The 26,511-nt window shown below is 60.7% G+C and carries 19 protein-coding genes; 6 read left to right on the top strand and 13 right to left on the bottom strand.

All coding sequences use genetic code 11. From position 1 onward, the window contains the following. Nucleotides 1-11: 11 nt before the first annotated feature. On the bottom strand, nucleotides 12-1,679 hold the full coding sequence (locus BMZ66_RS17565) for a M1 family metallopeptidase (protein ID WP_092676684.1): 1,668 nt from the start codon (nucleotides 1,677-1,679) through the stop codon (nucleotides 12-14). A gap of 135 nt (nucleotides 1,680-1,814) precedes the next feature. Here BMZ66_RS17565 and BMZ66_RS17560 point away from each other — a divergent pair, with 135 nt between their 5' ends. Next, entirely contained in the window at nucleotides 1,815-2,870 is a 1,056-nt protein-coding gene (locus BMZ66_RS17560; RefSeq protein WP_092676682.1) for an EamA family transporter, read from the top strand. A gap of 31 nt (nucleotides 2,871-2,901) precedes the next feature. Here the strand turns inward: BMZ66_RS17560 and BMZ66_RS17555 are convergent, their stop codons facing one another. The 7 genes from BMZ66_RS17555 to BMZ66_RS17525 all read right to left on the bottom strand — a co-directional run bounded on the left by BMZ66_RS17555 (nucleotide 2,902) and on the right by BMZ66_RS17525 (nucleotide 11,435). Continuing rightward, nucleotides 2,902-3,429 (bottom strand): DUF4126 family protein, encoded by a 528-nt coding sequence (locus BMZ66_RS17555; RefSeq protein WP_092676680.1) that lies wholly within the window; start codon nucleotides 3,427-3,429, stop codon nucleotides 2,902-2,904. A gap of 144 nt (nucleotides 3,430-3,573) precedes the next feature. Then, nucleotides 3,574-4,308 (bottom strand): bacteriorhodopsin, encoded by a 735-nt coding sequence (locus tag BMZ66_RS17550; RefSeq protein ID WP_092676678.1) that lies wholly within the window; start codon nucleotides 4,306-4,308, stop codon nucleotides 3,574-3,576. Nucleotides 4,309-4,422: 114 nt separating this feature from the next. After that, nucleotides 4,423-5,574: an AI-2E family transporter gene (locus tag BMZ66_RS17545; RefSeq protein WP_092676676.1), complete on the bottom strand. Its 1,152-nt coding sequence runs from the start codon at nucleotides 5,572-5,574 to the stop codon at nucleotides 4,423-4,425. Nucleotides 5,575-5,913: 339 nt separating this feature from the next. After that, on the bottom strand, nucleotides 5,914-7,653 hold the full coding sequence (gene odhB, locus BMZ66_RS17540; RefSeq protein ID WP_092676673.1) for a 2-oxoglutarate dehydrogenase complex dihydrolipoyllysine-residue succinyltransferase: 1,740 nt from the start codon (nucleotides 7,651-7,653) through the stop codon (nucleotides 5,914-5,916). A 23-nt stretch (nucleotides 7,654-7,676) separates the two neighbouring features. Further along, on the bottom strand, nucleotides 7,677-8,084 hold the full coding sequence (locus BMZ66_RS17535; protein ID WP_092676671.1) for a HEPN domain-containing protein: 408 nt from the start codon (nucleotides 8,082-8,084) through the stop codon (nucleotides 7,677-7,679). Continuing rightward, entirely contained in the window at nucleotides 8,071-8,394 is a 324-nt protein-coding gene (locus tag BMZ66_RS17530) for a nucleotidyltransferase domain-containing protein (protein WP_092676669.1), read from the bottom strand. The genes BMZ66_RS17535 and BMZ66_RS17530 overlap by 14 nt, the downstream gene beginning before the upstream one ends. Before the next feature lie 89 nt (nucleotides 8,395-8,483). After that, nucleotides 8,484-11,435 (bottom strand): 2-oxoglutarate dehydrogenase E1 component, encoded by a 2,952-nt coding sequence (locus BMZ66_RS17525; protein WP_092676667.1) that lies wholly within the window; start codon nucleotides 11,433-11,435, stop codon nucleotides 8,484-8,486. A gap of 575 nt (nucleotides 11,436-12,010) precedes the next feature. Between BMZ66_RS17525 and BMZ66_RS17520 the strand changes: the two genes are divergently transcribed. Continuing rightward, nucleotides 12,011-12,430 carry an RlpA-like double-psi beta-barrel domain-containing protein gene (locus BMZ66_RS17520; protein WP_092676665.1) on the top strand — a complete coding sequence of 140 codons (420 nt, stop codon included), beginning with the start codon at nucleotides 12,011-12,013 and terminating at the stop codon, nucleotides 12,428-12,430. Nucleotides 12,431-12,529: 99 nt separating this feature from the next. Here the strand turns inward: BMZ66_RS17520 and BMZ66_RS17515 are convergent, their stop codons facing one another. The 4 genes from BMZ66_RS17515 to BMZ66_RS17500 all read right to left on the bottom strand — a co-directional run bounded on the left by BMZ66_RS17515 (nucleotide 12,530) and on the right by BMZ66_RS17500 (nucleotide 16,046). Continuing rightward, nucleotides 12,530-13,717 carry an SMP-30/gluconolactonase/LRE family protein gene (locus BMZ66_RS17515; protein ID WP_092676662.1) on the bottom strand — a complete coding sequence of 396 codons (1,188 nt, stop codon included), beginning with the start codon at nucleotides 13,715-13,717 and terminating at the stop codon, nucleotides 12,530-12,532. Nucleotides 13,718-13,908: 191 nt separating this feature from the next. Beyond that, complete coding sequence (locus BMZ66_RS17510; protein WP_092676659.1) at nucleotides 13,909-15,009, bottom strand: SHOCT domain-containing protein; 1,101 nt, start codon at nucleotides 15,007-15,009, stop codon at nucleotides 13,909-13,911. A gap of 25 nt (nucleotides 15,010-15,034) precedes the next feature. Then, nucleotides 15,035-15,763 (bottom strand): hypothetical protein, encoded by a 729-nt coding sequence (locus BMZ66_RS17505; protein WP_092676655.1) that lies wholly within the window; start codon nucleotides 15,761-15,763, stop codon nucleotides 15,035-15,037. 28 nt (nucleotides 15,764-15,791) lie between these two features. Further along, entirely contained in the window at nucleotides 15,792-16,046 is a 255-nt protein-coding gene (locus BMZ66_RS17500) for a hypothetical protein (protein ID WP_092676651.1), read from the bottom strand. Nucleotides 16,047-16,179: 133 nt separating this feature from the next. Between BMZ66_RS17500 and BMZ66_RS17495 the strand changes: the two genes are divergently transcribed. From BMZ66_RS17495 to BMZ66_RS17480, 4 genes are all read left to right on the top strand, one after another. Further along, entirely contained in the window at nucleotides 16,180-16,368 is a 189-nt protein-coding gene (locus BMZ66_RS17495; protein ID WP_092676648.1) for a hypothetical protein, read from the top strand. A gap of 140 nt (nucleotides 16,369-16,508) precedes the next feature. Then, nucleotides 16,509-18,572 carry a S9 family peptidase gene (locus BMZ66_RS17490; RefSeq protein WP_092676645.1) on the top strand — a complete coding sequence of 688 codons (2,064 nt, stop codon included), beginning with the start codon at nucleotides 16,509-16,511 and terminating at the stop codon, nucleotides 18,570-18,572. A gap of 341 nt (nucleotides 18,573-18,913) precedes the next feature. Beyond that, nucleotides 18,914-21,664 (top strand): S8 family peptidase, encoded by a 2,751-nt coding sequence (locus BMZ66_RS17485; RefSeq protein ID WP_092676641.1) that lies wholly within the window; start codon nucleotides 18,914-18,916, stop codon nucleotides 21,662-21,664. Between the two features lie 224 nt (nucleotides 21,665-21,888). Beyond that, nucleotides 21,889-23,826 carry a sensor histidine kinase gene (locus BMZ66_RS17480; protein WP_092676637.1) on the top strand — a complete coding sequence of 646 codons (1,938 nt, stop codon included), beginning with the start codon at nucleotides 21,889-21,891 and terminating at the stop codon, nucleotides 23,824-23,826. A gap of 368 nt (nucleotides 23,827-24,194) precedes the next feature. Here the strand turns inward: BMZ66_RS17480 and BMZ66_RS17475 are convergent, their stop codons facing one another. Continuing rightward, a complete protein-coding gene (locus tag BMZ66_RS17475) occupies nucleotides 24,195-26,348 on the bottom strand; it encodes an FUSC family membrane protein (RefSeq protein WP_092676634.1) in 2,154 nt (717 codons plus the stop codon). Between the last annotated feature and the right edge of the window lie 163 nt (nucleotides 26,349-26,511).

The raw sequence follows: 26,511 nt of genomic DNA, 5'->3' as shown, positions 1-26,511 counted from the left end.
GGCCGCGCCGGTCAGTTTATTAACACGCCGATGTAGTAGTTGAAGGTGTCGACTTCCAGCGTCTCCTTGGTAGCACCGGCCAGCTGCTTGATGGGCTCAAACTTGGTGGTGAGCGGGATAAACTGGTACTCACCGCCCTTCACCCGCAGGCGCACGGGCATGTCGAAGCCCGGCACGTTGGATATCCAGCGAGCTATGGTCTGGCCGTTTTCAAACCGCACTTCCAGCGTGGGAATGCTGGCGTGGCGCAGGTACTGGTCGAAGATTTTGGTGAGGTCTTTCCTGCTTTCGCGGTTGAAATACTCAATGACTTGCTGGCCCGTGACCGTCTGGTGGTAGAAGGTGCTGGAGAGGCCGCGCAGCAGCTGGCGCCACTTGGCATCGTCGTTGATGACGGTGCGCAGCATGTTCAGTAGGTTGCTGCCCTTGTCGTACATATCGCCCGAGCCTTCCTGGTTCACGCCGTAGGGGCCGATGATACTTGCGTCGTTCTGAATGTTGCGGCGCTGGCCGTGGATGTATTCCTGGCCGGCCTGCTTGCCAAACTGGCTTTCCACAAACAGCGCTTCGGAGTAGGTGGTGAAGCTTTCGTGCACCCACATATCGGCAATGTCCTGGGTGGTGATGTTGTTGCCGAACCACTCGTGGCCGCTTTCGTGGATGATGATAAAATCCCACTTGTCGCCCCAGCCGGTGTTGCTGCGGTCGCGGCCCAGGTAGCCGTTTTGGTATTTGTTGCCGTAGGCCACGGCGCTTTGGTGCTCCATGCCGAGGTGCGGGGCGTCCACCAGCTTGTAGCCGTCCTCGTACCACGGGTAGGGGCCGAACCAGTGCTCCATCGACTTAAGCATGGGCTGCACGTTGGCGGCAAACTGCTTTTTGGCCTTGGCCAGGTTCTCGGGCAGCACCCAGTAGTCGAGGGTGAGGGGGCCCTTTTCGCCGGCGTAGGTGCCGCCGCTGAAGTGCTGGTAGTCGCCCACGTTCAGGGCCACGGCGTAGTTGTTGATGGGGTTGCGCACAGCCCAGTCGAAGCGGGTGTAGCCACCCTTGAGCTTGGTGACTTTGCGCAGGCGGCCGTTCGACACGTTTTTGAGGCCATTCGGCACGCTCACGCTGATAAGCATGCTGTCGACCTCGTCGGCCTGCTGGTCTTTGGTGGGCCACCAGATGCTAGCGCCAGTGCCCTGGCAGGCGGTGGCTACCCAGGGCTTGCCCTTGGCATCCTGCGAAAACACCATACCGCCATCCCAGGGGGCCTTTTTCGCTACAATGGGATTGCCGGAGTACTGCACCGTGAATTCATCGCGGCTGCCTTTGGCAATGGTGGTGGGGAAGGTGACAAACACGGCATTGGCCTCGCGGGTAAAGGGCACTTCTTTGCCCTTATACAGCACCTTTTCCACCTTCAGATTAGCGAACAGGTCGAACTGCAACCGAGTGAAATCCTGCGTGGCGGTGTAGCGGAACAGGTTGGAGCCACTAATTAAACGCTTGGCCGGGTCCAGCTTCACGTCGAGGTGGTAGTAGTTGAGGTCGTAGCAGGTGCGTAGGGGCGTTTGGCCGCCCCGCAACGAATCGGCGCGGGTGAAGGTGGGCTTGTTTTGCAGCAGCTGCCCGGCAGCCGGGGCAAAGGAGCCCACGAGCAACAGCAGCAAGAGAAGCACTTTGGTGTTTGTCATGCTGCAAAGCAACAACGGGCCTTGGGAATTAATGCCTGACCCCACCACTCCGTCTGTCATGCAGAGCGCAGCGAAGCACCTTATCAGGTCTGAACGATTTGTTCAAACGTGATAAGGTGCTTCGCTGCGCTCAGCATGACAGTCGGCCCACACGAAACCGTTATTGCCGCCGAGCGTCTCACCCATTCTATCGGGCGTAATTTTGCCGCAATTCTTATCAATTATATGTCCAATTCAAGTTCCGTTGCTGCTCCGTCGCGGGTGGCAATGCTGTTAGCTTTTGCTGCCGTTTATCTCATCTGGGGTTCCACCTATCTGGTTATGAAGTTTGCCATCGCCAGCATGCCGCCGCTGCTCATGGCAGGCACGCGCTACGGCATGGCGGGCGGGCTGCTCTACCTCGTGATGCGCCTGCGCGGCGAGCCGCGACCCAGCTGGCGCGGCTGGGGCCACGCGCTGCTTATTGGCATTTGTTTGCTGGGCTTTGGTAATGGCGGCACCACGTTTGGGGTGCTGTATTTGCCCAGCGGTACTACTTCGCTGCTGGTGGCCACGGTGCCCATGTTTCTGGCGCTGCTGGGGTGGTTGAGCGGCGTGACGCCCCGACCCACGCGCTGGGTATCCGTAGGGCTGGCGGCCGGCCTGCTGGGCATGTACCTGCTGGCGGCACACCCCAGTTCGGCGGGCGTGCCGCGGCCGGGCCACCCCGAAATTGGCGTGACGCTAGTACTGCTGGCGGCGGTGATGTGGTCGGTGGGTTCGCTCTATTCCAAGAAGCACCAGCCGGCCTCCTCCCCTTTCATCTCGGGCGGCATGCAGATGATTTGTGGCGGCGTGGCCATGCTCATCCTGGGCTTGCTGCGGGGCGAAGCCGATGGCTTTGCGCTGGCGCAGGTCACCACCAAGTCGTGGATGGCGTATGCGTATCTGGTCACGTTTGGCTCCATTGTGGCGTTCACGGCCTACATCTGGCTGCTGCGCGTGGTAGAGCCGGCGCTGGCCGGCACCTATGCATTCGTGAACCCAGTGGTGGCCGTGCTGCTGGGCTGGGCTTTCGCCGGCGAGGTGCTGAACCCGCAAATGCTGGGCGGCGCGGCCCTCATTGTCTTGGCTGTGGTGCTGGTGGTGCTGGGCGGGCGCCGAAAAAAGGAGGTACCCGCCGCAGCGCCCGAAGCGGCAGTTGAGGTCTAAGCAAAGGCTTTTCTCTGACGGTTGGCAACCCCTACATGGGGCGCCATTCGCCATGGGCCGGCCGCTGCCCGCTAAGCAAAGCGGTGCCACCAGCTAGCACCAGAGCATCCTCCCCCACTCCCACCAATGCGACGGGCACACCCGATTTCTCGCTGATGCCCGTGCGCAAGGCATAACTAACGAACGTGGCGGCTACCGCCACCGCCCCACCCAACAAGCCACCGCCCACAGCGCTGCCCTGGCGCGACTTGTACCAGGTCGCCCCCACCAGCGCGCCCGACAGAAGTCGGCCCAGCAAAACTTCTGGAGCAATGCGGTTGGGCATCATGGGCAGCTTGTCGGCTACTATTTCCCCGGCTGCTATGGCCTTCAGCGCCGTGGCCGTGGCGGGCTTTTGCAGGAATCGCAGGGGCGAGCCATCCAGACCGGCGTGGGGCTGGCGCGACAAGTAGTGGCTTAAAAAGGCCGGCGCGCTCATGCTGCGCATACCAGCCAAGGTGCCGAAACCGATAACAGGCCAGAATTTGGCCGGACGATGCGTTTTTTTCGAGTGTTTCATAGCTGTAGAGAGTGAGTGATATTAAACGGTAGCAGTCGACTTTAAGCTGGAGACGCCACAAAAAAGCGGCCGACAAATGCTGTCGGCCGCTTCTGTTTAGGTTTCCAATGGGTGTAGTATGTGGCTTAACCACTTTCCGCTGTGCTATCCTAGGGCAACGCGCTGCTGCTCGTGGTGGTGGGCCGGCTTGCGCGAAGCTAGGTCACGCAGGTACTGCAGGTCCATGATGCTGAAACCTACTTTCGAGAAGAAGGGCACCACCACGAATAGCAACGTCTCCGTCGTTTGATTGAAAAAGCCGATACCCGAGGGCCCCAGCGCCCAAATGGTGGGGTAGCTGAACCAGAGCAAGGTCAGGAAGCCGACCAGCTTATTGTAGATACTGCCCAGTTCGGCGTCGCTATCTGCCGCAATGCGGCGCAGCGGCACCCATATCAGGTACAGCACTGCCAAAAACGCGCCTACCCCGCAGGTGTACCACATCCAGCGGGCCGTGCTCGACTCCGACAAATCGGCAAACAGCCCGCAAACTATCATCACCACATCGGCCGCCACCAGGCTAAACAGCAGGCTTTTGCTGCGCTCATCCTTCGGCGTGTAAAACATGGCCGTGAACGCCAGCGCCAACAGCAGCAGCGGGGTGGTTACCACCCAGTCGATGTAGCGGGCGTAGTGCGTGACCTGGCCGGCCACCTCAGTTTTGCCCTGGCCCAGCCCCATGCCCATGTATGCCAGCGCCGACCAGATGGGAATCATCATGGCAATGGCGTATTCGTATTGCGGCACGCCCTTGGGGTTGCGGCTCCAAGCCCAGAACAGCAGCGCGCCGCCGACCATAGAGGCCACGTAGAGCCAGTGAAGTAAGGTTTGAGTTTCCATAGGGGTAAGAAAGAATGTGAAAAAAAGCTCAAGCTTTGGTACTCTTACTGCCGTATTACGCTTTAAGTTAATTTTAATGTGGCCCGCCGAAGGCGCAATGATACATCCTGACAGCTACTTTGCTTCTTCCGTGTGGTCGCCCAAAGTGTCCTTCACGTAGAGCTCTTTAATCAACGTTATCAGTACTACCAGCGCCGGCATGGCGATGATGGTGCCGGGCAAGCCAAACAAAACCCCTCCCAATAACGCGGTGAGCAGCAGCAATGTAGGCGGCACCGAAACCGTGCGCTGCTGCACCAGAGGCACCACCAAGTAGCTTTCTATCTGCTGCACCGCCAGGTAAACCAAGGCGACATACAGCACCATTTGGGGCCCCTGCAGCACCGCCAGCAGCACGGCTGGCACAGCGGCCACCAGCGGCCCAATGAAGGGCACGAAGTCAAACACAAAAGCAATGACGGCCAGCACCATGGCCAGGGGCATGCCCAGCGCCGCCAAGCCCACCCACGTGAGCACGCCCACCGCAAACATGGCGATGAACTGGCCCAGCAGCCAGCTTTCGAGCCGGTCGGCCACGCTGGCCACCACCTCCCGGGCCCGCTGCCGGCGCGATACTGGAAACAGCCGCGCAAAACCCCTAATGTACAAGCCCGGGTCGAGGGCCAAAAACAGGCCCGCCACCAATATGACCACCGTGTTAGTGATTACGCCCAGGGTGCCGCCCACAATGCCCGTTACCCGGCTCAGCGACGGCGAGGGCATGTCCTCCTCCAGCTGCTTGAGCACCACCTGCCCCCATTGCGTGGCGTTTAGCTGGTCTTTAATTTTTTGGATGGACGCCGGAATCTCGGCCGTTAGCGAGTTCATCTGCTCCGAGATGCGCGGCGCGGCCAGCATTCCAAACCCGACCATGGCCCCCAGCAGCAGTACCGTTGCAATTCCCACGGCGGCCTTCATAGGAATTCGGCTTGAGATTTTGCAAATCAGCTTACCCACGGCCCGCAGCAGCACGGCCATCAGCACCACGCCAAACCCCAGCAGCAATATCGAGCGACTGGCCCACAGAAAGACCAGCAACAGCCCCACAAACGTGACAATCCCCACCACGATAAGCACCCGACTGGCAAAGCCGTCGGACTGCCGCACAGGCCGAAACGGCTCATCGGCGGGCGCCAGTGCAGCCTCTAGCCGGATGGGCGGAATAGGGCTTGAGTCCGGGTCTGGATTGGAGGAAAACCAATCTTTGAGGCTGGTAAATGTTGGCATAAGGCGCAGGTGCTTTACCCCTCTTTACGCAGCCAATCGACATAAAGGCCAATTACTTGGATGGAAGGCACTTCATAACTCATCAATTTGATGGTGATACTATAATTAGAATTTACCCAAATAGAACGGTCATGCAGAGCGCAGCGAAGCATCTCGCTCGCATCGTTCAACGATTGAGTTGCTACCCCACGCGAGATGCTTCGCTGCGCTCTGCATGACCGTTCTATTCGGATGGTTTCTCAGGGTAGCTTGCTCGTAGCTCTCTATGCAGCTAACAAGCAAAAAGCCAGCTTCTGCTGTGCAGAAACCGGCTTTTTTCAACTTAGGCAAATGCGCTGCTTACACGCCCAGCAGCAGGCGCGTAGGGTCTTCAAGCAATTCCTTCACGCGCACCAGGAACGACACCGACTCGCGGCCGTCGATGATGCGGTGGTCGTAGCTTAGGGCCAGGTACATCATGGGGCGAATTACCACCTGGCCGTTTTCGGCGATGGGGCGCTGCACGATGTTGTGCATGCCTAGAATTGCCGACTGCGGAGCGTTGATAATCGGGGTGCTCATCATCGAGCCAAACACGCCGCCGTTGGTGATGGTGAACGTACCGCCGGTCATCTGCTCAATGGTAAGCTTGTTGTCGCGGGCCAGCGTAGCGAGGCGCACCACTTCCTTCTCCACGCCTTCGAAGGAGAGCTTCTCAGCATTGCGAATTACCGGCACCACCAAGCCCTTAGGGGCCGAAACGGCGATGCTTATGTCGCAGAAATCGTTGAACACGATGTCGGTGCCATCAATCTGGGCATTCACCGAGGGCCACTCCTGCAGGGCCACGCACACCGCCTTGGTGAAGAAGGACATGAAGCCGAGGTTCACGCCGTTTTTCTCCTTGAACTTGTCCTTGAACTTGGTGCGCATGTCCATGATGGGCTGCATGTTCACCTCGTTGAAGGTGGTGAGCATGGCCGTCTCGTTCTTCACCGTTACGAGGCGGCGGGCCACCGTTTTGCGCAGGTTGCTCATACGCTCGCGGCGCTGGTTGCGGTCGCCGCTGGCGGCGGGGGCGCTGCTGGCAGCCGGAGCAGCCGCTTTTGGAGCCGAAGCCGCGGGAGCCGCCTGCGGAGCCGGAGCAGCAGGCTTGGCCTGAGCGTTCTGAGCGTCTTCTTTGGTGATACGGCCGTCGCGGCCGGTGCCGGCTACGTCGGTGGCAGCAATGCCTTTTTCACCCAGAATCTTGCCGGCCGCCGGCGAGGGCACACCGGTAGCGTAGGTGGCCGCGCCACCGCTAGCGGGCTGGGCCATGGCCGCAACCGGAGCTGCCTGCGCCGCTGCCGGAGCATCAGGGGCTGGCGCTGCCGCGCCGCCGCTGCCGCCTTCAATGCGCGCAATCACGGTGCCGATGGCGATGGTTTCGCCTTCTTTCACAGCGTGGCGGAGGGTGCCGCTGCCTTCGGCGGGCAGCTCAAAAGTGGCTTTGTCCGACTCCAATTCGGCAATTACCTCGTCGCGGCTCACTTGGGCGCCGTCTTCTTTCAGCCACTTGGCTACGGTTACCTCGGTGATGGATTCGCCCACGGTGGGGATTTTCATCTCGATGGCAGCACCGCCACCGGCGGGCGCAGAACCACCCGCCGCCGGAGCGTCGGAAGTAGCCGGAGCGCCAGGCGTAGAAGGGTCTTTGCTTTCGTTGCCGGCCGGAGCCCCGCCGTAGCCTGACTGGTTGCTGGCTTCGGGATTTTGCTCGCCCTGAGAAACTGGGTCGGCCGAACCGACCGCCGCCGGAGCAGCTGCAGGAGCGGCTGCCGAAGCTGCCGGAGCTGATTCCGCAGTTGGCGCAGCGCCGTTGCTACCTGCGTCGCCCAAATCGGCGATGATGGTGCCGATGCCAATGGTTTCGCCCTCGGCCACGCGAATTTTCAACACGCCGTCGGCCTCAGCAGGCAGCTCGAAGGTGGCCTTGTCCGATTCGAGCTCGGCAATTACTTCGTCGCGTTTCACGGCGTCGCCGTCCTGTTTGAGCCACTTCGCAATCGTGACTTCGGTGATGGATTCGCCAACGGCGGGAATTTTGATTTCAAGGGCCATAGGGCAGGAGAAAGCGTGAAGTGTTACAGAATGAAGGCCGCTGCAAGGGGCCTGAGTTTGTTTTGAAATCGATAAGCCATGGCTAGCAGCTCAGCCACAGTAAAATCAGGAGCATCGTCGCTTTCGTATCGCCATTTCACGGCGAAACTGTTCAAGATGGTCGCTGCCGATACATCGTCTTGGTCGAAGTGAACCTTAGACGCCAACCCCGAGGCTAAACTAGTCAAGTCGTGAATAAAGGGCGCGGGCAACCCGTAGCGAAATAAGGCAGCTTTTAAGTATTTCTCAGTTGCTTGTTGACAACTGAACCCGATGCTCTCATACAAATGTGGCGAATGCTGCGCCAGCGTTTCAGCCGTTTCCAAGTCGCGGTCAGCCGTTCGCAAGAAGGTCGCCACTTTGGTTTGAGCTGGGCTACTAGGCTGCTGCATATAGGGTTCGGCCGTTTTGGATTGCCGCCGCTTCGATGGTGTGTACCCTGGCTACTGCGTCGGCTAGTTCCTGGGGAGTACGAACGAAAATGTCCATTGGCGGCATCTCGCCCCCCCACAGCAAATGGCGGATGGCAAGGTCGCGCTCTATCGGCTTTTTCTCCGCGCTTGCTTTCACAATGAGCAAATCCAAGTCGCTGTCTTCCGTGGGCGTACCATAGGCGTACGAACCGAACAGAATGATTCTATCAGGTTTGTAGCCTTCCACAATACGCCGCACAATGGCTTGTATTTGCTCTTCGGTTATCATTTATGCTGGGCTGCTAGCTAGTGGCTCCTAACTGTTGGCTGATATTCTTTAACGAGGCTACCAGCCAACAGTTAGGAGCGAGCCAAAACCTAGTCTTGTGTTTTGGCGATTTCCGCCGTGGCTTCGATGGTGTCGTCGGCCACGGCTTCCTTTGGCTTGTCGAAAGCCCGGCCCACCAGGTCCTTTTGCTCCTTCACGTGGACTTTGTTGTAGCCCGTAGCCGGCGAGGCCGACGCTTTGCGGGCAATAACATCTTCCAGCTCGCGGCGCATGTAGCGGAGCATGTAGTTCCAGTAACCCATGTTTTCGGGCTCTTCCTGCACCCAGTAGAGCTTGGCTTTGGGGTACTTGGCCAACTCGGCGGCGAGCTGCTTTTTGGGGAAGGGGTGCAGCTGCTCGAGGCGCACAATGGCCACGTCGGTGCGGTTGGACTCGCGCTGCTCTTCCAGCAAGTCGAAGTAGACTTTGCCCGAGCACAGCAGCACGCGCTTCACCTTTTTGGCTTCGGCAAACGTGTCGCCGAGCACCTCGCGGAAGGTGCCGCTGGTGAATTCCTCAATGGGCGACACGCAGAGCGGGTTGCGCAGCATCGACTTCGGCGACATTACCACCAGCGGCTTGCGGAAGCTCCAGGTGAGCTGGCGGCGCAGGGCGTGGAAGAAGTTGGCCGGCGTGGTCATGTTCGCCACCACAATATTGTGCTCGGCCGCCAGCTGCAGGAAGCGCTCGGGGCGGGCGTTGGAGTGCTCGGGGCCCTGGCCTTCGTAGCCGTGGGGCAGCAGCATCACCACGCCGTTCATGCGCTGCCACTTGCTTTCGCTGCTCACAATGAACTGGTCAATCATGGTCTGGGCGCCGTTGGCGAAGTCGCCGAACTGGGCTTCCCACACCACCAGGGCCGTGGGGTTGGCCATGGCGTAGCCGAATTCGAAGCCCAGCACCGCGTACTCACTCAGCAGCGAGTTGTAAATGCTTAGCTGCTCCTGCTCGCCTTCCATGTGGTTGAGCGAGGTGTAGGGCGCCGAGGTCTCAGCATCGTGCAACACGGCGTGGCGGTGCGAGAACGTGCCGCGCTGCACGTCCTGGCCGCTTACGCGCACTTTGTGGTTCTCGCTCAGCAGCGAGCCGTAGGCCAGGAGCTCGCCGGCGGCCCAGTTCAGCACGCGGTTGTCGTAGAACATTTTCCGGCGCTCTTTCAGCAGGTTATCAATCTGCTTGAGGGGCTTGAAGCCCTCGGGCAAGGTGGTGAGGGCCTTGGCCACGCGCTGCACGGTGTCTTCGCTGATGCCGGTTTCGGGCGACTGGTCAAAGTCCTCGGGCTTGGAGCGGCGCAGGCTGCGCCACTCGTTTTCCAGCGCCTGGTAGTTGTAGGGCAGCGGCTTCTGCTTCACCAGGTCGAGGCGGGCCTGCAGCATGTCGCGGAACTCCCGGTCCATCTGGCTAGCCAGCTCGGCATCCACATCACCACGCTGCACGAGCATGGCGTTGTACACCTCGCGCGGGTTTTGGTGCTTAGAAATGATGTTGTAGAGCGTGGGTTGCGTGAACTTGGGCTCGTCCGACTCGTTGTGGCCGTGGCGGCGGTAGCACACCATATCAATGAAGATGTCGGCGTTGAACTGCTGGCGGTACTCGGTGGCCAACTGCACGGCAAACACCACGGCTTCGGGGTTGTCGCCGTTCACGTGCACTACTGGCGCATCGATGATTTTGGCCAAATCCGTCGAGTAAATCGACGAGCGGGCGTCTTCAAAGTCGGTGGTGAAACCAACCTGGTTGTTAATTACAAAGTGGATGGTGCCGCCCGTTTTGTAGCCTTCCAGCAACGACATCTGGGTCAGTTCGTAGCCAATGCCCTGGCCGGCCACCGCGGCGTCGCCGTGAATGAGAATGGGCAGAATCTTGCGGAAGTCGTCGCCGTACTGGTGCTCAATTTTGGCCCGCACAAAGCCTTCTACCACGGGGTTCACCGCCTCCAAGTGCGAGGGGTTGGGCGCCAGCTTCAGGTTCACTTTCTGGCCGCCGCTGGCTTCCACCTCCGAGCTGTAGCCCATGTGGTACTTCACGTCGCCGTCTCCCATGGTAAGGTCGGGCACGGCGGTGCCTTCAAACTCCGAGAAAATCTGCTCGTAAGTCTTGCCCATGATGTTGGCCAGCACGTTCAGACGGCCGCGGTGGGCCATGCCTATCATCACTTCTTCCACACCCAGTTCGGCGCCCTTGCCAATTATGGCATCGAGAGCGGGAATGGTGGTTTCGCCACCTTCCAGCGAGAAACGCTTCTGGCCCAGGAATTTAGTATGCAGGAAGTTCTCAAAAACAACGGCCTCGTTGAGCTTCTTCAGGATGCGCTTCTTGTACTCCACGCCGGGGTTGAACGACAGCGACGCCTGCTCAACCTTTTCGCGGAACCAGTCCAGCACCTGCGGGTCGCGGATGTACATGTACTCGAAGCCGATGGGGCCGGTGTAAATCTTTTCCAGGGCCGCCAGAATGTCGCGCAGCGTGGCCTGGGTGCCCAGGCCCAGCACTTCGCCGTTCTTGAAAACGGTATCCAAATCGGATTCGCCGAGGCCGAAATCGCCGAGGTCGAGGCGGGGCTTGCGGTCCTTGCGCTCGCGCACCGGATTGGTCTTGGCGCGCAGGTGCCCGCGGCTGCGGTAGGCGTGGATGAGGTTCCGTACAGCAGTTTCCTTATCGCTGGCGGCTACCGCGCTGCCGCTGATGTTGCTTGGCGCGTTGTTAGTAGACGCATCCGTTTGCAGCACGCCAAAGCCGTCGACCTGGTCGCCAGTAGCGGCAGTCGACTTGGGCGCCGCGGCCGCGCCATTCGAAGCGGTGCCATTAGTGACGGTGCCGTTGGTGGCAGTACCGTTGCCGGGCACCAAGGGCGCCCCTTCCGGGAATTGCTGGGAAAAATCGAAGCCCTCAAAAAACTTGCGCCAGCCAAAGTCAACTGACTCCGGGTTTTGCTGATAGGCTTGGTATAAGGTTTCAATGGCCGCCGCGTCGGCGTTGGCTATATACGAGTATGCGTCCATGAGAAATTCAGCTTAGGTAAGGCTGCGTAAAATTAGGGAGCTTATGATTCAGGCAAAAACCTAAATTCGACTACACGAATTCACCTGTTTTTCAACACAATGCTATTTATCGCTTTGCGAGGGCTCTTGGGCTTCGCTGGCCAATTTATCAAAATTTGGGAGGATGACCGGGTAGTGCTTACGCAAGCCAGCCTGAGATAATGTAAGCACTGGCGATTTAATGGCGGCTCCAATCACGGCAAACTCCTGTCTAACCTCGTTTCGTTCTATAAATTTTTGGCTACGAAGGCGTGATAGGCCACCTGAGGCGCACTCTATTTGGATAATTTATTTTCGGCAAACTTATCTATCTATCTAATCGTTAACACTTTTCCCCCGAATCACAACTCGGAGGACGCCGAAACTGCCAGGCGAAGAATGGCGGATGAACGAAACCCTTTTAAATGAGTAGTGTACGGTTATTTCTAGACATCCTTTTAGCAGCCTCCGCATTTACAGCCCCTCTTTTCTCTTCGTCACCAGCCGATAACAGCACCAAAGCCACCGGACTGGTTAAGTTTATTTCGCCGCTAGAAGTGAGCCGCCCCGCCGAGCGCCGGGTGGTTAAATCAAAAACTAAGGTTAAAAAGTCAAAAACCTACGTTACCAAAAGCCTGACTTATCGGGTAACGGCCACCATTTACGAAGCTGTGCCGGGCCAAACGGACAGCGAGCCGTTCATCACGGCCGACAACTCGCGGATTAAGCCGCACTACGGGACCAAACAGCGCTGGATGGCATTGTCGCGCGATTTGCTGAAGCCCTGGGGCGGAGAATTCGAATACGGAGACACGGTGCGCGTCACCGGAATAAACGCACAGCTCGATGGCGTGTACACCATCCACGATACCATGAACAAGCGGCACCGCCACTGCATGGACATCCTGGCGCACACCAGTGAAAACCTGGACATTTTTACCAAAGGCGTGAAAATCCAGAAAGTAACTTATCAATAAGCAGCCTACAATTAACCGCGCTGCGCTCTATTCTACCCTAATAAAAAAGCCCCGCCAATTATAGGCGCGGCTTTTTTTGTGCTTGAATAAACGCGGCCTCTACTTGGGCAGGGCCATTTTGAAGATGCGGAAGGGCGGCCGGGGCTGGCCCACGCCTTTGTTCCAGGTGGGCATTTTGTGAATGGCCGAGTTGGCCACGTACAGGTTGCCGTCGGCGGTGAAGCTGTAGGTGTCGGGCCACTGCAGGCGCGGGTCTTTCACGAGGGTTTCAATCTTGCCGTCGGGCGTGCGGCGCACCAGGGCGCTCTGCTCGAACGAAGTGAGGTAGACGTTGTTGGCCGCGTCGATTTCCATGCCGTCGGTGGCCGGAATGGTGCCCAGGTTCTCCACCTGCTGCCCGAGTTGGGCGGCGCTGAGGGAAGCATCGCGCAGGGCGGCGGTTTTAATGCGGTAGAGGGTGTGGCCCGTGAGCGGGCAGTAGTAGAGGTAGTTGTTGTCGGCACTGAGGGCGATGCCGTCGGCGTTGAACTCGGCAGGTTTGCCCTCGGGGTCAAGCATGGAATGGCCTTCGGCCTTTATCACGAGGCCTTTCTCGGCTTTAGTAGAGGGGTGGGTGTCGAGCAGGCGGCGCGACTTGTTGGTCTTTAAATCGACCACGACCAGGGCGCCAGTGCCGGACTCGGTGAGGTAGGCGTAGTTGTTCTGCAGGTCGATGCGCACGTCGTTGAGGTAGGACTTGCGCGGAGCCACGCTCTCGGGGAACGGGATGGTAAGCAGCACGCGGCGCGTTTTGGGGTCGGTCTTCACCAGCTTGGGGCCACCGGGCACCGTGCCTTTGATGCCGGGCGAGGCGGGGTCGAGCACCCACACCATGCCCGATTTATCGGTGTGCACGGTTTGGGGGCAAATCCAGTGCTTCTGGGGCTCGTTCTTCACCGAGTCGGTCCAGGTGCACCAGTTAGCGTCGGGGTAAGGCGTGAGGGTGTTATTGGGGCCGACCAGGGCGATGGGATACACGGGGTTGTGGTCCCAGCGCGGGAAGCAGGCGAATACCTGGCCGCCGGGCGCCACGGCCACGCCCACCATTTGGGGGCCGGTGAACTCGGCCACTACTTGCAGCGGCGAGTTGGCGGGAGCGGTGTTGAACATGGCCGCCGTGGAGTCGGGCCCGGCCGCCACGGCGATGCTTTGCGAATCGTTGTTGGGCGAGGAGCAGCTGCCCAGCGCCAAGCTGGCGGCAGCCAGGCCTACCAATAAGGCCGGCGGTAGAAGGTGAGAGAGAGCCATAAATAGCAGGTGGATTGGTTGAAGAAAAAACCTCAGCCGAATGGGCTAAGGTTTAGCATGCGGCCCGGGGTTGGGGACGTTGAATAGTGCAAAAAGAAATTTGTAGGATTAAGAACTCAGAAACTGATTAAGGAGAAAAGAGAACGATGTAGAGACGCTACATTTGGCGTCTCTACATCGTTCTGCTCCGCTTAGGGCGTATCGGTTGAGTCCGATGACACGGGAGCGGCAGGGGCAACGGCCACTGTATCTCGCCTTGGCGGGGCGGGCCGCCGCTGCACTGGCGGGGCAGGGTTGGTTGGCATCACGCGGATTGTTTCGGGCTCGGCTACTGCTGCCGGAGTGAGCGGGTCGGCTTGCGGGCCCGTTTCAATGGTGGTAGCTACCGAGTCGGCAGCAATTTGGCTGGTGCTGGACAACCGCTCGGACGGCGGCCGGTTGAGGGCCAGATATACTACCAAGCCCAGCAGCGCCAACAACCCTCCAATGGATAGGATAAGGGCCAGCGGGCTGCGGGCCTTCGGTCTATCCGACTCGGGAAACTCGTTATCTGCCCAGCCTTCTTCGTCGGCCACGGGTGCGGCACTGGGTAAAGGTTGTGGCGGCACCTGCGGCGGCACCCTATTCACTTCTGGAGAACGGGGCGGAGCTGAGGCGACCGGCGTAGGCGGCACCACGGGGTTGGGCGGGGTAGCAGAAACTGGCCGGCTGCCGCTGGGCACCTTGTTGAGCGACTCTACAATGAGCTGCGAAAGCGGCGTAGGGGCCGGCCTAGGAGGCGTGGCAACTGGCGACTGGGTAGTAGTTGGCGGGTTTGGGCCCTCCTCATTTTTCGGCGGTGCACCGCTCAGGCCGGGCGAGTTCAGCTCTGTTATTACCTGCTGCGGCCGGGCAGCCGGCGGCTCGAAAGCACGGGCCACAGGCGGCTCGTAACCAGAAGGGGCCGGAGCAGCCGAAGCCGGTGGGAACGGAGTAGCCGGCGTAGGAGGAAGCGAAGCAGCCGTAAACGAAGGATAGTCAGCCGGGGCGGGCGTTACCGGAGTCGGCGGCACGGGAGTAGCTGGCGTCGATGCCGGTGGCGCCGAAGCAGGCGGCGTGGGCGGCGATATATTGGTAGGTGGCGACGGGGCAGCGGCTGGCGGCGGCGAGGCTGGTGATGGCGAATTCGTGGCTTGGTCGGCGAACACCAACCGCTTTTTCAGGGCTTCAAACTCGGTGGGCGTGAGGGCCCCGGCATCCAGCATCTCCTTGAGTTGGCGCAGGGTATCGAGGGGCGAAGATGGGTTTTCCATAGCCTGAGTACGGCGCGCGCCCCGGCTAGTTCTTACGGTCGAGCGCGGAGAGGCGGTCGCGGCGGCGCTGCAGCTGCGTGCGGTTCACGTCGAGCACCTGGCTGTTTTTGACGAGCGAGGCCGAGTCGGAGCGTATCTGCTGCAGATTATCGGCATTTTTCTTCAGTAGCTCCTCTATTTTGGCCAGGTTGGAAGTGGTGTTATTCTGCAGATAAACGCGGTTCTTTTCGAGCTTCTCTTTTTCCTTTTCAGCGGTTTTCACGCTCTTTTCGGCTTCCGCAATCTGGTCGCGGTAGGCTTTGAGGCGGGCGGCGGCGGCGAAAGTCTGGGCCATTACCCGCATGGCGCTGTACTCGGTGGCGGTTTTGTCGGGGTCGAAGAAGGTGTTGTCATCGAAGCCCCCGAACAGGGCAACCTCCGAAGTAGAATCGGACGGAGCTACCACAGTCGCATAGAGGTCGACGAGCTTGCCGGAGATGGAATTGGCCGGCGTTTTGCGGGCCTCAAGCGCCTCGCTTTTGCTCAGGCCGAGCAAGCCGCCGTTCTTGAACTTGACGTTGTAGTTTTTCTTCATCCAGTCTTGGAAGAACTCGCGCACGTCGGACGCTTTGCCGTCGACCTGCACCTTGAGGGCGGCGCGGGTCTTGCGGTCGTAGTTCACCTCGCTGGCGCGCACGTCGTAGAGCTGGGCCGAAGCCGGGGCAATGGTAAGCAGGCCCACCAGGGCCAGCATGAGAGCGAAGATTTTTTGCATGGAAAAAAGGGTGTAGTAGTGTAGTAGCCTAACGCAGCTCCTGGCGCTCGAAGGCGGCCTGCAAATCGGCGCGCATGTCCTGAAAGCGGGCAATGGCCGCGGCCAGGAACTCCTCGTCCAGCAGCTCGCGCACTTCGGCGTCGGTACCGGTGAGCAGGTCGAGCTCCGCTACTTTGTAGGTCTGCTCGATGTTGCCTTGCTCTAGCTTGAGCAGGAACTTGCCGTTCCAGGCCAGGAGCGTGATTTTGACGGCGGGATGGGGAATGTCGGCGACGTGGCGCATAAGGAAATTTTAGAAGGCCAGAAGCGGGGCGAAGGTAGTAAGCTCCACCTAACTCCTCCCCTGCTGCCCGCGTAAAAATACAAGAGCTTGATGGCTCAGTCCCTCTTTCTTTCATCCTTAACCAGCTACTACCATGCCCCAGGGAGATAAATCGAAGTATACCGAGAAGCAGAAGCGCCAGGCCGAACACATCGAAGAGAGCTACGAGAAAAAAGGCATGCCCGAGGACGAAGCCGAAGCCCGGGCCTGGGCCACGGTGAATAAAAACGACGGCGGCGGGAAACTTCCCGGCGGCTCGGGCCGTAAAAAAGCAAGCAAGTAAGATATGATGCGCTTATGCGCTAGCCAGTGGCTATAACCCACAAAGAGAAGCCCCGCCAACTGAGTTGGCGGGGCTTCTCTTTTGCTCACTACCACGAATTACGGGCTCGCTGTACCTTGCGGCCCAATTAATTCCTGGTAATGAACAAGCACTTTCTCACCGCCCTGGCCTTGCTGCCGTTGGCAGCGGCGGCCCAAAATCCCACCACCGTCCTCACCCCCGAAAAGCTCTGGCAGCTGGGGCGCCTGGGCGAAATGCAGGTATCGCCCGATGGCAAAACGGTGGCTTACACCGTGACCCGCTACAGCCTGGCCGATAACAAAGGCAACGCCGACATATACCTCGTGCCCGTGGCCGGCGGCACCGCCAAAAAGCTGACCGACACGCCCTCTTCGGAAAACACCCTGAACTGGCGCCCCGACGGCAAGCTCACCTTCCTATCGGGCGAAAGCGGCACCGACCAGCTCTACGTGATGAACGCCGACGGCAGCGGCAAGCAACAGCTCAGCAGCTTCCCCGACGAAGGGCTGGGCAACCTGAAGTACGCGCCCAAGGGCAACTTCATTCTCTACACCCAGGACGTGAAGGTGACGCCCGACACCCAGGACCTGTTTCCGGACCTGCCCAAGGCCGATGCCAAAATCATCGACGACCTGAACTACCGCCACTGGACCGCGTGGGACGACCACAAGGCCAGCCACGTTTTCTTCCAGCCCCTCGGCGGCGACGGCAAGCCCCAGGGCTACGGCAAGGACATCATGGCCGGCGAAAAGTTCGACGCGCCTCTGATGCCCAGCGGGGGTGCCGAGCAGCTGGCGTTTTCGCCCGACGGCTACCGCATTGCCTACACCAGCCGCAAACTCACGGGCAAGGCCGAGGCCGAAAGCACCAACTCCGACATCTACCTCTACGATGTGCGCACCGGCAAAACCGAGAACCTGAGCGAGGGCCTGCCGGGCTACGACACTGAGCCCGTGTTCTCACCCGACGGCAGCAAAATCACCTGGCTGAGCATGGCCAAGCCCGGTTTTGAGGCCGACCGCAACGCCATCATCGTGCACGATTTTGCCACCAAAAAGCGCCAGGACGCCACCACCGGCTCGGAGCTGAGCGGCGCCAACGTGCGCTGGAGCGCCGATGGCAAAAGTCTCTACTTCGTATCGGTAGTGGCCGGGGCCGAGCAGCTGTACGAGGTGCCCGCCAAGGGCGGCAAGATTCGCCAAATCACGAAGGGCGCGCAGAACTACAACGCCTTCGAGCTGGCCGGCAAAAACACCGTCGTGGCCAACCGCACCACCCTCAGCGCCTTTGCCGACATGGTGCGCATCGACCTGAAAACCGGCAAGGAAACGCCCCTCACTACCATCAACCAAGCCGACCTAGCCGGCATAAAAATGGGCAAGGTGGAAGACCGCCGCGTGACCACCACCGACGGCAAGCAGATGCAGGTGTACGTCATTTACCCACCCGACTTTGACCCCGCCAAGAAGTATCCCACCCTGCTCTACTGCCAGGGCGGCCCCCAAAGCCCCATCACCCAAAGCCAGAGCTACCGCTGGAATTTCCAGCTGATGGCCGCCAACGGCTACATTGTGGTGGCGCCCAACCGGCGCGGTCTGCCCGGCTTCGGCCGCGAGTGGAACGACCAGATTTCGGGCGACTGGGGCGGGCAGCCCATCCGCGACTACCTCTCGGCCATCGACAAAATCAGTGAGGAGCCTTATGTGGATAAGGACCGCCGCGGCTGCGTGGGCGCCAGCTACGGCGGCTACTCGGTGTACTTCCTGGCCGGCAAGCACGAGGGGCGCTTCAAAACCTTCATTGCCCACGCGGGCCTCTACAACCTCACCAGCTGGTACCCCAGCACCGAGGAAATGTTCTTTGCCAAGCACGACATGAGCGGCGCGCCCTGGGATGCCACCCTGCACAAGTCGTACACCGACTTCAACCCGCAATTGTTCGCCAAAAACTGGGACACGCCCATGCTGGTCATCCACGGCGGTAAAGACTTCCGGGTGCCCGAGGGCCAGGGCATGGAGGCCTTCGGCACGGCGCAGCTGCGCGGCATTCCCAGCCGCTTCCTCTACTTCCCCAACGAGGGCCACTGGATACTGAAGCCGCAGAACGCTGTGCTCTGGCAGCGGGTATTTTTCGACTGGCTGGGCCGCACGCTCAAGCCCGATAGCGACAAGGCAGCAAAGTAAACCGCAGCTCTACTTGCAGCCAAAAGCCCTTCTCAGTACTGAGAAGGGCTTTTTGTTATGTAAATAATCAATAAGTTTTTATAAATTTTTAAACCATACACGCGAGCTACCACGAAGCTAGATTGACAATATGACCTTGCTATGACCGGAAACACTATGCTAATAATTAGCATGTTAAGACTACTTATAAAACCAATCATTGCCTGAATACGCAAATACGTTATTCATAATTAAAGTCGGCTTTCTATAAAAATGTATCAACATTAATCAAATCCATAGACTCATGCCTGCCGTAAGTAGGGCCTATTCCACCATTTTCATAATCACGCTCCTCATCTTTTATGAAGAAAACCTTACTTCTGGCAATGCTCTTGATGAGTGGTGCCGGGGCCGCCACCCAGGCCCAAACGCTTATTGACCCTGCTTTGAAAACCGCCTTGGCTACTGGCCCGGGCATTCACCAAGTCATTGTTACGTTCCAAGGCTCAGGGGCTCCTTCGGCCGCGGCCCTTCAGACGCTGCGCACCCTCGGCATTACCAAAGGCCGCACCCTGCGCGAGCTGCCCATTGCCGGCGTGCTGGCTACCAACGCACAGATTGCGCAGCTGGCCAATGACCCCAGCGTACTGTCGCTGTACCTAAACCGCTCGCTGAGCTTAGACAATGAAGGCGCCACCGCCCTCACCGGCGCCCAGCGCGTGCGCCGCGAAGTCAGCTTCACCTCGCGCAACGGCGGCCTGCCCGTGTCCGGCTCCGGCATCGGCCTGGTGGTGAATGATAGCGGCATCGATGGCACGCACCCCGACCACAAGCTGGGCGCCAACCTCAAGCAAAACGTGCTGGGCACCACCAATCTGAACGCCCAGGACGCCATGCTGCCCGTTACGTACCTGGAAGACATTCCCAACACCGATAACAGCGGCGGGCACGGCACGCACGTGGCCGGCATTGCGGGCGCCACGGGTGCGGCCTCCAACGGCCTGTATGCCGGCGTGGCGCCGGGCGCCGACCTGGTGGGCTATGGCACTGGCGCGGGTCTGTTCATTCTGGACGTAATCGGTGCGTTCGACTATGCCCTGGTGAACCAGTTCCGCTACAACATCCGCGTTATCACCAACTCGTTTGGCACCACCAGCGACATCGGTACGGACGTCGACCCGCGCGACCCCATCACCATGTCGACCAAGCGCTGCGTCGACCGCAACATTGTGGTGGTGTTCTCGGCCGGCAACTCCGGCTCGGGGTCGGGCACCATTACCGGCAAGTACAAGAAAGCACCTTGGATTATCACGGTAGCCAACGCCGACAAGGCCGGCGTGCTGGCGCCTTCGTCGTCGCGTGGCCGCAAGGGCGTGGGCGGCACGTTCTCCACCGATGGCCAGACCTTCACCTGGCGCGATGAGCCCACGGTAACGGCTCCCGGCACCGACATCATCTCAACCCGGGCCATATCGCCCATCGGGGCGCTCAGCACCCAGCAGGACATCGAATCGGGCATGTCGCCGGCGCACCTGCCCTTCTACACCCACCTCACGGGCACTTCCATGGCCGCGCCGCACGTAGCCGGCGTGGTGGCCCTGATGCTGGATGCCAACCCCGCCCTCACCCCGGCCCAGGTGAAGGCCATCATCGAAGAAACCGCCACCAACCTGCCCAACCGCGAGTCGTGGGAAGTGGGCCGCGGCATGGTGAATGCCTACGCCGCTGTGGACCGCGCCTTCCGCGCTGCGCCCGGCTACGGAGCTTTCTCCAACGCCACGCGCATCTTCAACAGCAGCGTAAATACGGCTTCGGTGAAGAGCACCTTCACCATCAACTACAGCCCGCTCACGGCCGCGGCCAATGCCCAGACCTTCTCGGTGCCCAGCGGCACGTCGTCGCTGGAAGTGAACTGCAAAGTGAGCGGCGTGCTCGGCGAAACCGGCAACCCCATCAACTTGGTGCTGCTCTCCCCCACCGGCAAGCGCTACGCCTCGGGCATTTCGGTGCTGTTTGCCACCAGCCCGGGCCGGGCAGTGGCCGTGGTGTCGCCGGAAGCTGGCACCTGGACGGTGCGCCTCGACGGCCTGCAGGGTGCGGCCTTCCCCGAAACCGTAACCGGTAATATCTCGCTGAACCAGGCCACCGGCACTTCCGGTCTGGCCGATGCCGTAGGCCACCCCGCCGAGGGCTCTATTAAGCTGGCCGTGAGCAAGCGCCTCGTGGACGGCCTGTCTTCGGGCTTCGCTCCCGACCGCGACCTGACCCGCATTCAACTAGCCGACTACCTGGTAATGGGCCAGGCCATCCGCCAGTTCCTGCCGCTCGATGGCTCGATTTCCTTCGGCGACGTGAGCAGCCGCGAGCGCCTGCTGGCCGAATCGGTAACGGCCCAAGGCGCGGCTTTGCGCGACCGCGACCAGAACAAAAACGGGGTGATGGTGCCCACCGCCGCCGGCGTATTCTCGCCCAACGCCGCCGTGACGCGGGCCAGCCTGGCCTACTCGCTGGTGCAAAGCCTGGGCCTGCAAGCCACCGCCCAAAAGGCCCCGAGCACAGTAACAGTGCTCGTGAACGGCCAGCGCATTCCGATTGAGGACGCCGCTCAGATTCCAGCCGGCCTGGCGGGCTACGTGCAAGTGGCCCTCGACATGAACATCATGAACGCCTTCTTCAGCGTGACACAGGGCTTGTTTGACTTGCAGCCCGTGATTCACGCCACCTTCAAGCCGGTGCAAACGGTGAAGCGCGGCGAGTTTGCCGTGCTCGTGACCCGCACCCACGACCAGTGGAATTCGCCCACGGCCACGGCCAGCGCCGCCGCCGCCACGGCTGGCAGCCCCGCCTCGCAGGATGCCAACCTGATTACGGCCTCGCCCAACCCCTTCCAGGGCCGCACCGTGCTCACTTACACCCTGCCCCAGGACGGTGCCGTGCGCCTGGAAGTGTTCAACCTGCTGGGCCAGCGCGTGAAAACGCTGAGCGACGAGATGCAAACGGCCGGCGTGCACACGCAGGTATTCGATGCGGCTCAGCTGTCGGCCGGCACTTACATCTACAAGCTCACGAGCGGGGCCAGCTCGGCCAGCGGCCGCGTGGTACTGACGCGCTAAACTATTAGGAGACGGCTGCTGCTAAAAGCCGGCCCGGGAAACTGGGTCGGCTTTTTTGTGCCATCTGCGGCCGGCCGTCAGCATGCTTACAGCAGTTACTAGAGTGTGCTTTTTATATCAAGCTCACTATATGATTAGCAATGAAACAGGCCTGCCCTTTTCTATTTTAAAAGAAGATAAAATTGTAGTTAATTGCCAGCCGAGTAGCGTTTACCCTTTCGCCTATGCGGTTTCAGTTCTTCATTGTGTTGATGCTGGGCTGGTGCTTTGTGAGCTGGGGAGAAGTGCGGGCGGCCAAGCCAGAGCAGATTCTGCGCGATACGCTGCAGCTGAAAGACGCCGAAAACCCTCACGTTTCGGAAGCCTACCGCTACTATACCGAAGACTTCAATGTGCCGCCCGACCCTGAGCAGGCCGAAGCGCAGTTTAGGGCCGGCAAGTTTCAGGCCGGGCCCTGGCACAAGCCCCTCAACCTGGGCACCCTGCACCAGCGCGTATGGATGCGCCTGCCCGTCCGCAACACCGAGTTGCAGCGCCTGCGCTTCCTGTGGAGCATTTTCAACTTCACTGATAGCGCTTCGCTGTATTGCCGGCGGCAGGGCGAAACCATGTTTACCCGCCTAGGCACCACCAGTTCCTGGACGCCGGCCTCCGAACGACTATTTCCGGCCCGCTCGCTCAGCTTTCCCTTCACCCTGGAGGCCGACGAGGCCGCCGTGCTGTACCTGCGGGTTGATGTGCACACGGGCGGCGTGTACCTGCCCACCTACATCGAAACCACCGAGCATTTCCTGGCTTGGGAAATGGGCTTTCCCTTTGAGCGGCACTGGGTGTGGCTGCTGGGGTTTTACCTGAGCAGCGCCTTGTTCAACCTGGTGCTGTTTGCGTTTCTGCGCGACCGCATTCATCTCTGGTACGTGGCCTACGTAGTGGGCGTCACGCTGTTTTTGATGATGGAAGACGGGCTGGACGCCCTGCTGCTGCCGGCCGGGCTGTACCGCGCCATATGGACGGTGGGCCAGTACAATTTTATTGTGCTGGCCGGGGCGGCGGGCATCCGCATCATGCAGCTGTTTCTGCGGCTGCGCAGCGGCTGGCGGGGCCTGCACCGGGCCGGCAACTGGGTGAAGGGCGTGGCCGCGGGGTTTGTGGTAGTTTACTCGGCGACGTTTCCGTGGGCAGTGCGCCACAGCCTGGGCCTGGTAGAGGCCCTGAATGGCGCGCGGGAGCTGCTGATGCTGCTGGTGTTCGGCTATGGCGCCATCACGCTGGTGGCGCTGCTGCTCAGCAAGCGGCGGCGGCGACTGGCCGCTTACTACGCCCTCACCTACTGGTTTTTCTTCATCGGTTTTGCCATTTTTTGGCTCAACCACCTGGGGCTAACCAGCTTCAACCCTGTCTATCCGAATGCGTTGGCCTGGGGACTGTTTCTTGAGTTGCTGGTGCTGAGCGCCTTGCTCACGGGGCGCTTCCGCCACACCCTGCGGCAAAATGCCCGGCTGCGCATCCGGGAGCTGCAACAGCGCAACCAAGTAGGCCAGCGACTGATTGCAGCCCAGGATGCCGAGCGCGAGCAGCTGGCCCGCGAGCTGCACGACGCCATGGGCCCCAACCTGGCGGCCCTGCACATGGCCTGGCAAAGCATGGCTGTGCGCGACGCGTTAGCGGCAGCTCCGGCAGCGGCGTCAATCGGCCAGCTAACCGAGGAAATTTTAGGTCAGCTCTACGCCCAGGTGCGGCAGCTCAGCCACGCGCTGCTGCCTTCGGAGCAGCTCACCAACAGCCTCACTACGTCCATGGCTGTACTGTGCCGCACGCTCAATATGCAGGGCACGCTGCGCGTGCACACCCACTTCGACGATGGGCTCGACCACCTGCCATCGCCCGTGCAGTCGGCTGCCTACCGCATTGTAGCCGAGCTGGTAAACAATGCCATGCGCCACGCCCAGGCCCAGCAGGTGCACGTACATCTGCGGCGCCGTCCGCCCCTGTTGGAGCTGTGCGTAGAAGACGACGGCCGGGGCTTCGGCCAAGGTGAGGACACTCCCATGACAGGCATCGGCCTGCGCGGCGTGCGCACCCGCGTGGCCTACCTGAACGGCAGCCTTAATATTGAAACGCCCGGGGTGGGGACACGGGTGGTGGTGCGGCTGCCGTGTTGAGGCTGGGAGCACTGAGCACGTCATGCAGAGCGTGGTGCCGGGGAACCTCACCCCCGACCCCTCTCCCGCGGAGAGGGGAGCCTGACGCTGGCTGTCATTGCGAGCGGAGCGAAGCAATCCGTCCTGTAAGAATCAGCCAGTTCACTGAAATGACAAGCCCCGGCTCTACGCAGAGCCGGGGCTTGTCACATGATTAGGGTATTCGCTGAGACCAGGACGGATTGCTTCGTCGTGCCTCCTCGCAATGACAAATGCGCCGCCGTGGCTCCCCTCTCCGCGGGAGAGGGGCCGGGGGTGAGGTTCCCCGGCACCACGCTCTGTATGCCATTCTATTGCCTGGAAACCACTAAGGGAATAGCTTCTCCCATTCATTCCCCAACAGCCAGCACCTCCGTCACCTTACCAATATCACCACTTACCTTTTGTAGAAAAGCGAGTTGCTCCAGCAGCGACTTATCATCGGGTGCCACAGGCGCGACGGCCTCGGCGGGGGGCAGCTCGGGCGCGGGAGCGGCGGCATCGGGAGCTATGCGCGTCAGGCTTTTGTGGAGGGTGGCCAGCGCGCTGGTGAGGGCGCGGCGGCCCTCGGCGGGGAAGGGTGGCACGGCGGGCGCGGCCTCGCGCAGGGTGGCCGTGAGCGACGCAATATTAGACGACAAAATGTGGTTCAGCACCACAAACTCGTGGGTTTTGGAAGGCTGATGCTGCTTGCTCTTGGGCTCGTTGAGCATGCGCTGGAACGCGGCGGCGAGGTTGGCGCCGGTCACGTACACTTCCTTGCGCAGGAGGCGGTACTCGTTGGGCGCCAGGGGGCGGCCGGCGAGGCGGTTGGCCAGCTGGCGCAGGTAGGCCAGGTTGGCCCGCAGGGCGGCGGCCATGTGGTCGGTGAGCTGCTCCGACTCCCAGTTGGGAAACAGAAAGTAACCCGCCGAAAACGCAATGGCACAGCCAATGAGCGTGTCGGCAATTCGCTCTTCCACCACGCCCACATAGTTCAGGCCCAGGAAACTGAAAAGGATGAGCAAGAAGGCCGTTAGGAACACGACCGTAACCAGGTACTTGGTGCGTTGAAAGCTATACGCCACCACCATAAACGCCACCAGAATGGCAAACTGCGCATCGGTCCAGGTCACCAGCCAGAGCACTGCCGCTCCCAGCGCCCCCCCGGCCAGCGTGCCCAGAATGCGCTCGATGTTGCGCTGCCGGGTGAGGCTAAAGCCGGGCTTGAGCATGATGGTCACGGTCATCAGAATCCAGTAGTCGTGCTCGCCGCGGGCCAGCCACTGGGCCACGGCAAACGCCACCAGGCAGGCCACCATCATGCGCAGGGAATGTCGGAACACGCCGGATTTTCGGGTCAGGTTCTGGCCCAGGGCCTGCAACTCAATTTCCTGATGCGACACAAACTGGCCGTGTTCGGTGGCGCGCTCGGGCACGGGCGCGGCGGCCAGGCTCTCGTCGAAATAGCGGCGGATGTTGCCCACCCGGCGGGTGATGTCGCGCAGGTTCACCAGAATTTTCTTCAGCACCAGCGTGCTGCCTTCGATGGCCGGGTCGGCGTCGAGGGCACTGATGCGTGCCTGCAGGCGGGCCAGCTCGGCGGTGAGGTCGGGGCCGGTGCCGGCGTAGGGCCGGTTGGCCTGAATGGCCACGCCCAGGTGGTCGAGCTCGGCGGCGAGGTGGCGGATGAGGGCGGCCACCTCGGGCAGTACCCCGCTGGGGCCGAAAGTGGCGCGCACCACGCTGTAGTCGTAGTAGCCCGCCGTGATGCGCTCGTACAAGTCCACCGTTTCCACAAACGTGAGCACCAGGCGGCGGCCGGTGCTGGTGGTTTCGCTCACAATCTGGCGGGTGCGAAACAGCAGGTCGCGCGCGGCTTCCTGCTTCTCGTTCACCACCACCTGCTGCGCCACCAGCTGCCGGTAATTGTCGTCGAGGGTTGTCAGGGGATTGTAGAACCGCGCTTTCAGGTCCAAGAATCGAGCTAGCGCGTGAATGCACTCGCCCAAGGCCTGCTGGGCCGGGCGGTAGGGCCGCACCCGGTGCACCAGCACCGCCAGGCTCGCGTACCAGAGCCCACCCAGCAGCAATAGGCCCGCGTGGGGCAGCACCTCGCCCAAAGCAGGCGGGTGAGCCAGCACCAGCACGGCATTGAGCAGGGCGGCCGTGCCCACCGCTCCGGCGCGGGCGCCCCACACCAGCAGCATGGTCAGCCCGAAGCTCAGCCCGCCCACGGCCAGGCCCAGCAGCCACACGTTGGTTGCGGCCACGCCCATGAGCAAGGCGGTGGCTACCACCAGCGCCAGCGCGGCCAGCATGCCGTTGCGGCGGTGCGCTACCGGCCCGGGCGTATCGGTCACGCTCAGGCACACGGCCCCGGTCGAGACCGTGATGCCGGCTTCAAAATGCCCCAGCTGCGCAAACACCAGCGCCGGCAGCAAAATGGCCAATGTGGTGCGCACCCCATCCGAAAAGTTCTGCCCGAAAAAGAAGTACTGAAGGCGGCGCGATTGGGTATTCATGCAGATAGATGACCGGCAGGGCAAGCTTTGCCACAAAAATGTCTCCGTGTCCGCAATTAACCCATGAATTGTTACGAAGTCCCTTTGGCGCCTATCCCACCGCGGCCTTGACAATTGGCCGTCATGCCAAGCGCAGCCGAGTCATCTCGCTCAAATCGTAGCC

This window comes from Hymenobacter arizonensis, assembly GCF_900115775.1.
In the GTDB taxonomy this organism is placed as follows: domain Bacteria; phylum Bacteroidota; class Bacteroidia; order Cytophagales; family Hymenobacteraceae; genus Hymenobacter; species Hymenobacter arizonensis.
This window is presented reverse-complemented; position numbering and strand designations above follow the sequence as displayed.

Coding starts and splice junctions, on each gene's coding strand:
- BMZ66_RS17485 (WP_092676641.1), top strand. CDS start 18,914: ATGAAGAAAACCTTACTTCTGGCAATGCTCTTGATGAGTGGTGCCGGG.
- odhB (WP_092676673.1), bottom strand. CDS start 7,653: ATGGCCCTTGAAATCAAAATTCCCGCCGTTGGCGAATCCATCACCGAA.
- BMZ66_RS17515 (WP_092676662.1), bottom strand. CDS start 13,717: ATGGCTCTCTCTCACCTTCTACCGCCGGCCTTATTGGTAGGCCTGGCT.
- BMZ66_RS17490 (WP_092676645.1), top strand. CDS start 16,509: ATGAACAAGCACTTTCTCACCGCCCTGGCCTTGCTGCCGTTGGCAGCG.
- BMZ66_RS17525 (WP_092676667.1), bottom strand. CDS start 11,435: ATGGACGCATACTCGTATATAGCCAACGCCGACGCGGCGGCCATTGAA.
- BMZ66_RS17545 (WP_092676676.1), bottom strand. CDS start 5,574: ATGCCAACATTTACCAGCCTCAAAGATTGGTTTTCCTCCAATCCAGAC.
- BMZ66_RS17565 (WP_092676684.1), bottom strand. CDS start 1,679: ATGACAAACACCAAAGTGCTTCTCTTGCTGCTGTTGCTCGTGGGCTCC.
- BMZ66_RS17500 (WP_092676651.1), bottom strand. CDS start 16,046: ATGCGCCACGTCGCCGACATTCCCCATCCCGCCGTCAAAATCACGCTC.
- BMZ66_RS17505 (WP_092676655.1), bottom strand. CDS start 15,763: ATGCAAAAAATCTTCGCTCTCATGCTGGCCCTGGTGGGCCTGCTTACC.
- BMZ66_RS17495 (WP_092676648.1), top strand. CDS start 16,180: ATGCCCCAGGGAGATAAATCGAAGTATACCGAGAAGCAGAAGCGCCAG.
- BMZ66_RS17560 (WP_092676682.1), top strand. CDS start 1,815: ATGACAGTCGGCCCACACGAAACCGTTATTGCCGCCGAGCGTCTCACC.
- BMZ66_RS17510 (WP_092676659.1), bottom strand. CDS start 15,009: ATGGAAAACCCATCTTCGCCCCTCGATACCCTGCGCCAACTCAAGGAG.
- BMZ66_RS17555 (WP_092676680.1), bottom strand. CDS start 3,429: ATGAAACACTCGAAAAAAACGCATCGTCCGGCCAAATTCTGGCCTGTT.
- BMZ66_RS17530 (WP_092676669.1), bottom strand. CDS start 8,394: ATGATAACCGAAGAGCAAATACAAGCCATTGTGCGGCGTATTGTGGAA.
- BMZ66_RS17550 (WP_092676678.1), bottom strand. CDS start 4,308: ATGGAAACTCAAACCTTACTTCACTGGCTCTACGTGGCCTCTATGGTC.
- BMZ66_RS17475 (WP_092676634.1), bottom strand. CDS start 26,348: ATGAATACCCAATCGCGCCGCCTTCAGTACTTCTTTTTCGGGCAGAAC.
- BMZ66_RS17535 (WP_092676671.1), bottom strand. CDS start 8,084: ATGCAGCAGCCTAGTAGCCCAGCTCAAACCAAAGTGGCGACCTTCTTG.
- BMZ66_RS17480 (WP_092676637.1), top strand. CDS start 21,889: ATGCGGTTTCAGTTCTTCATTGTGTTGATGCTGGGCTGGTGCTTTGTG.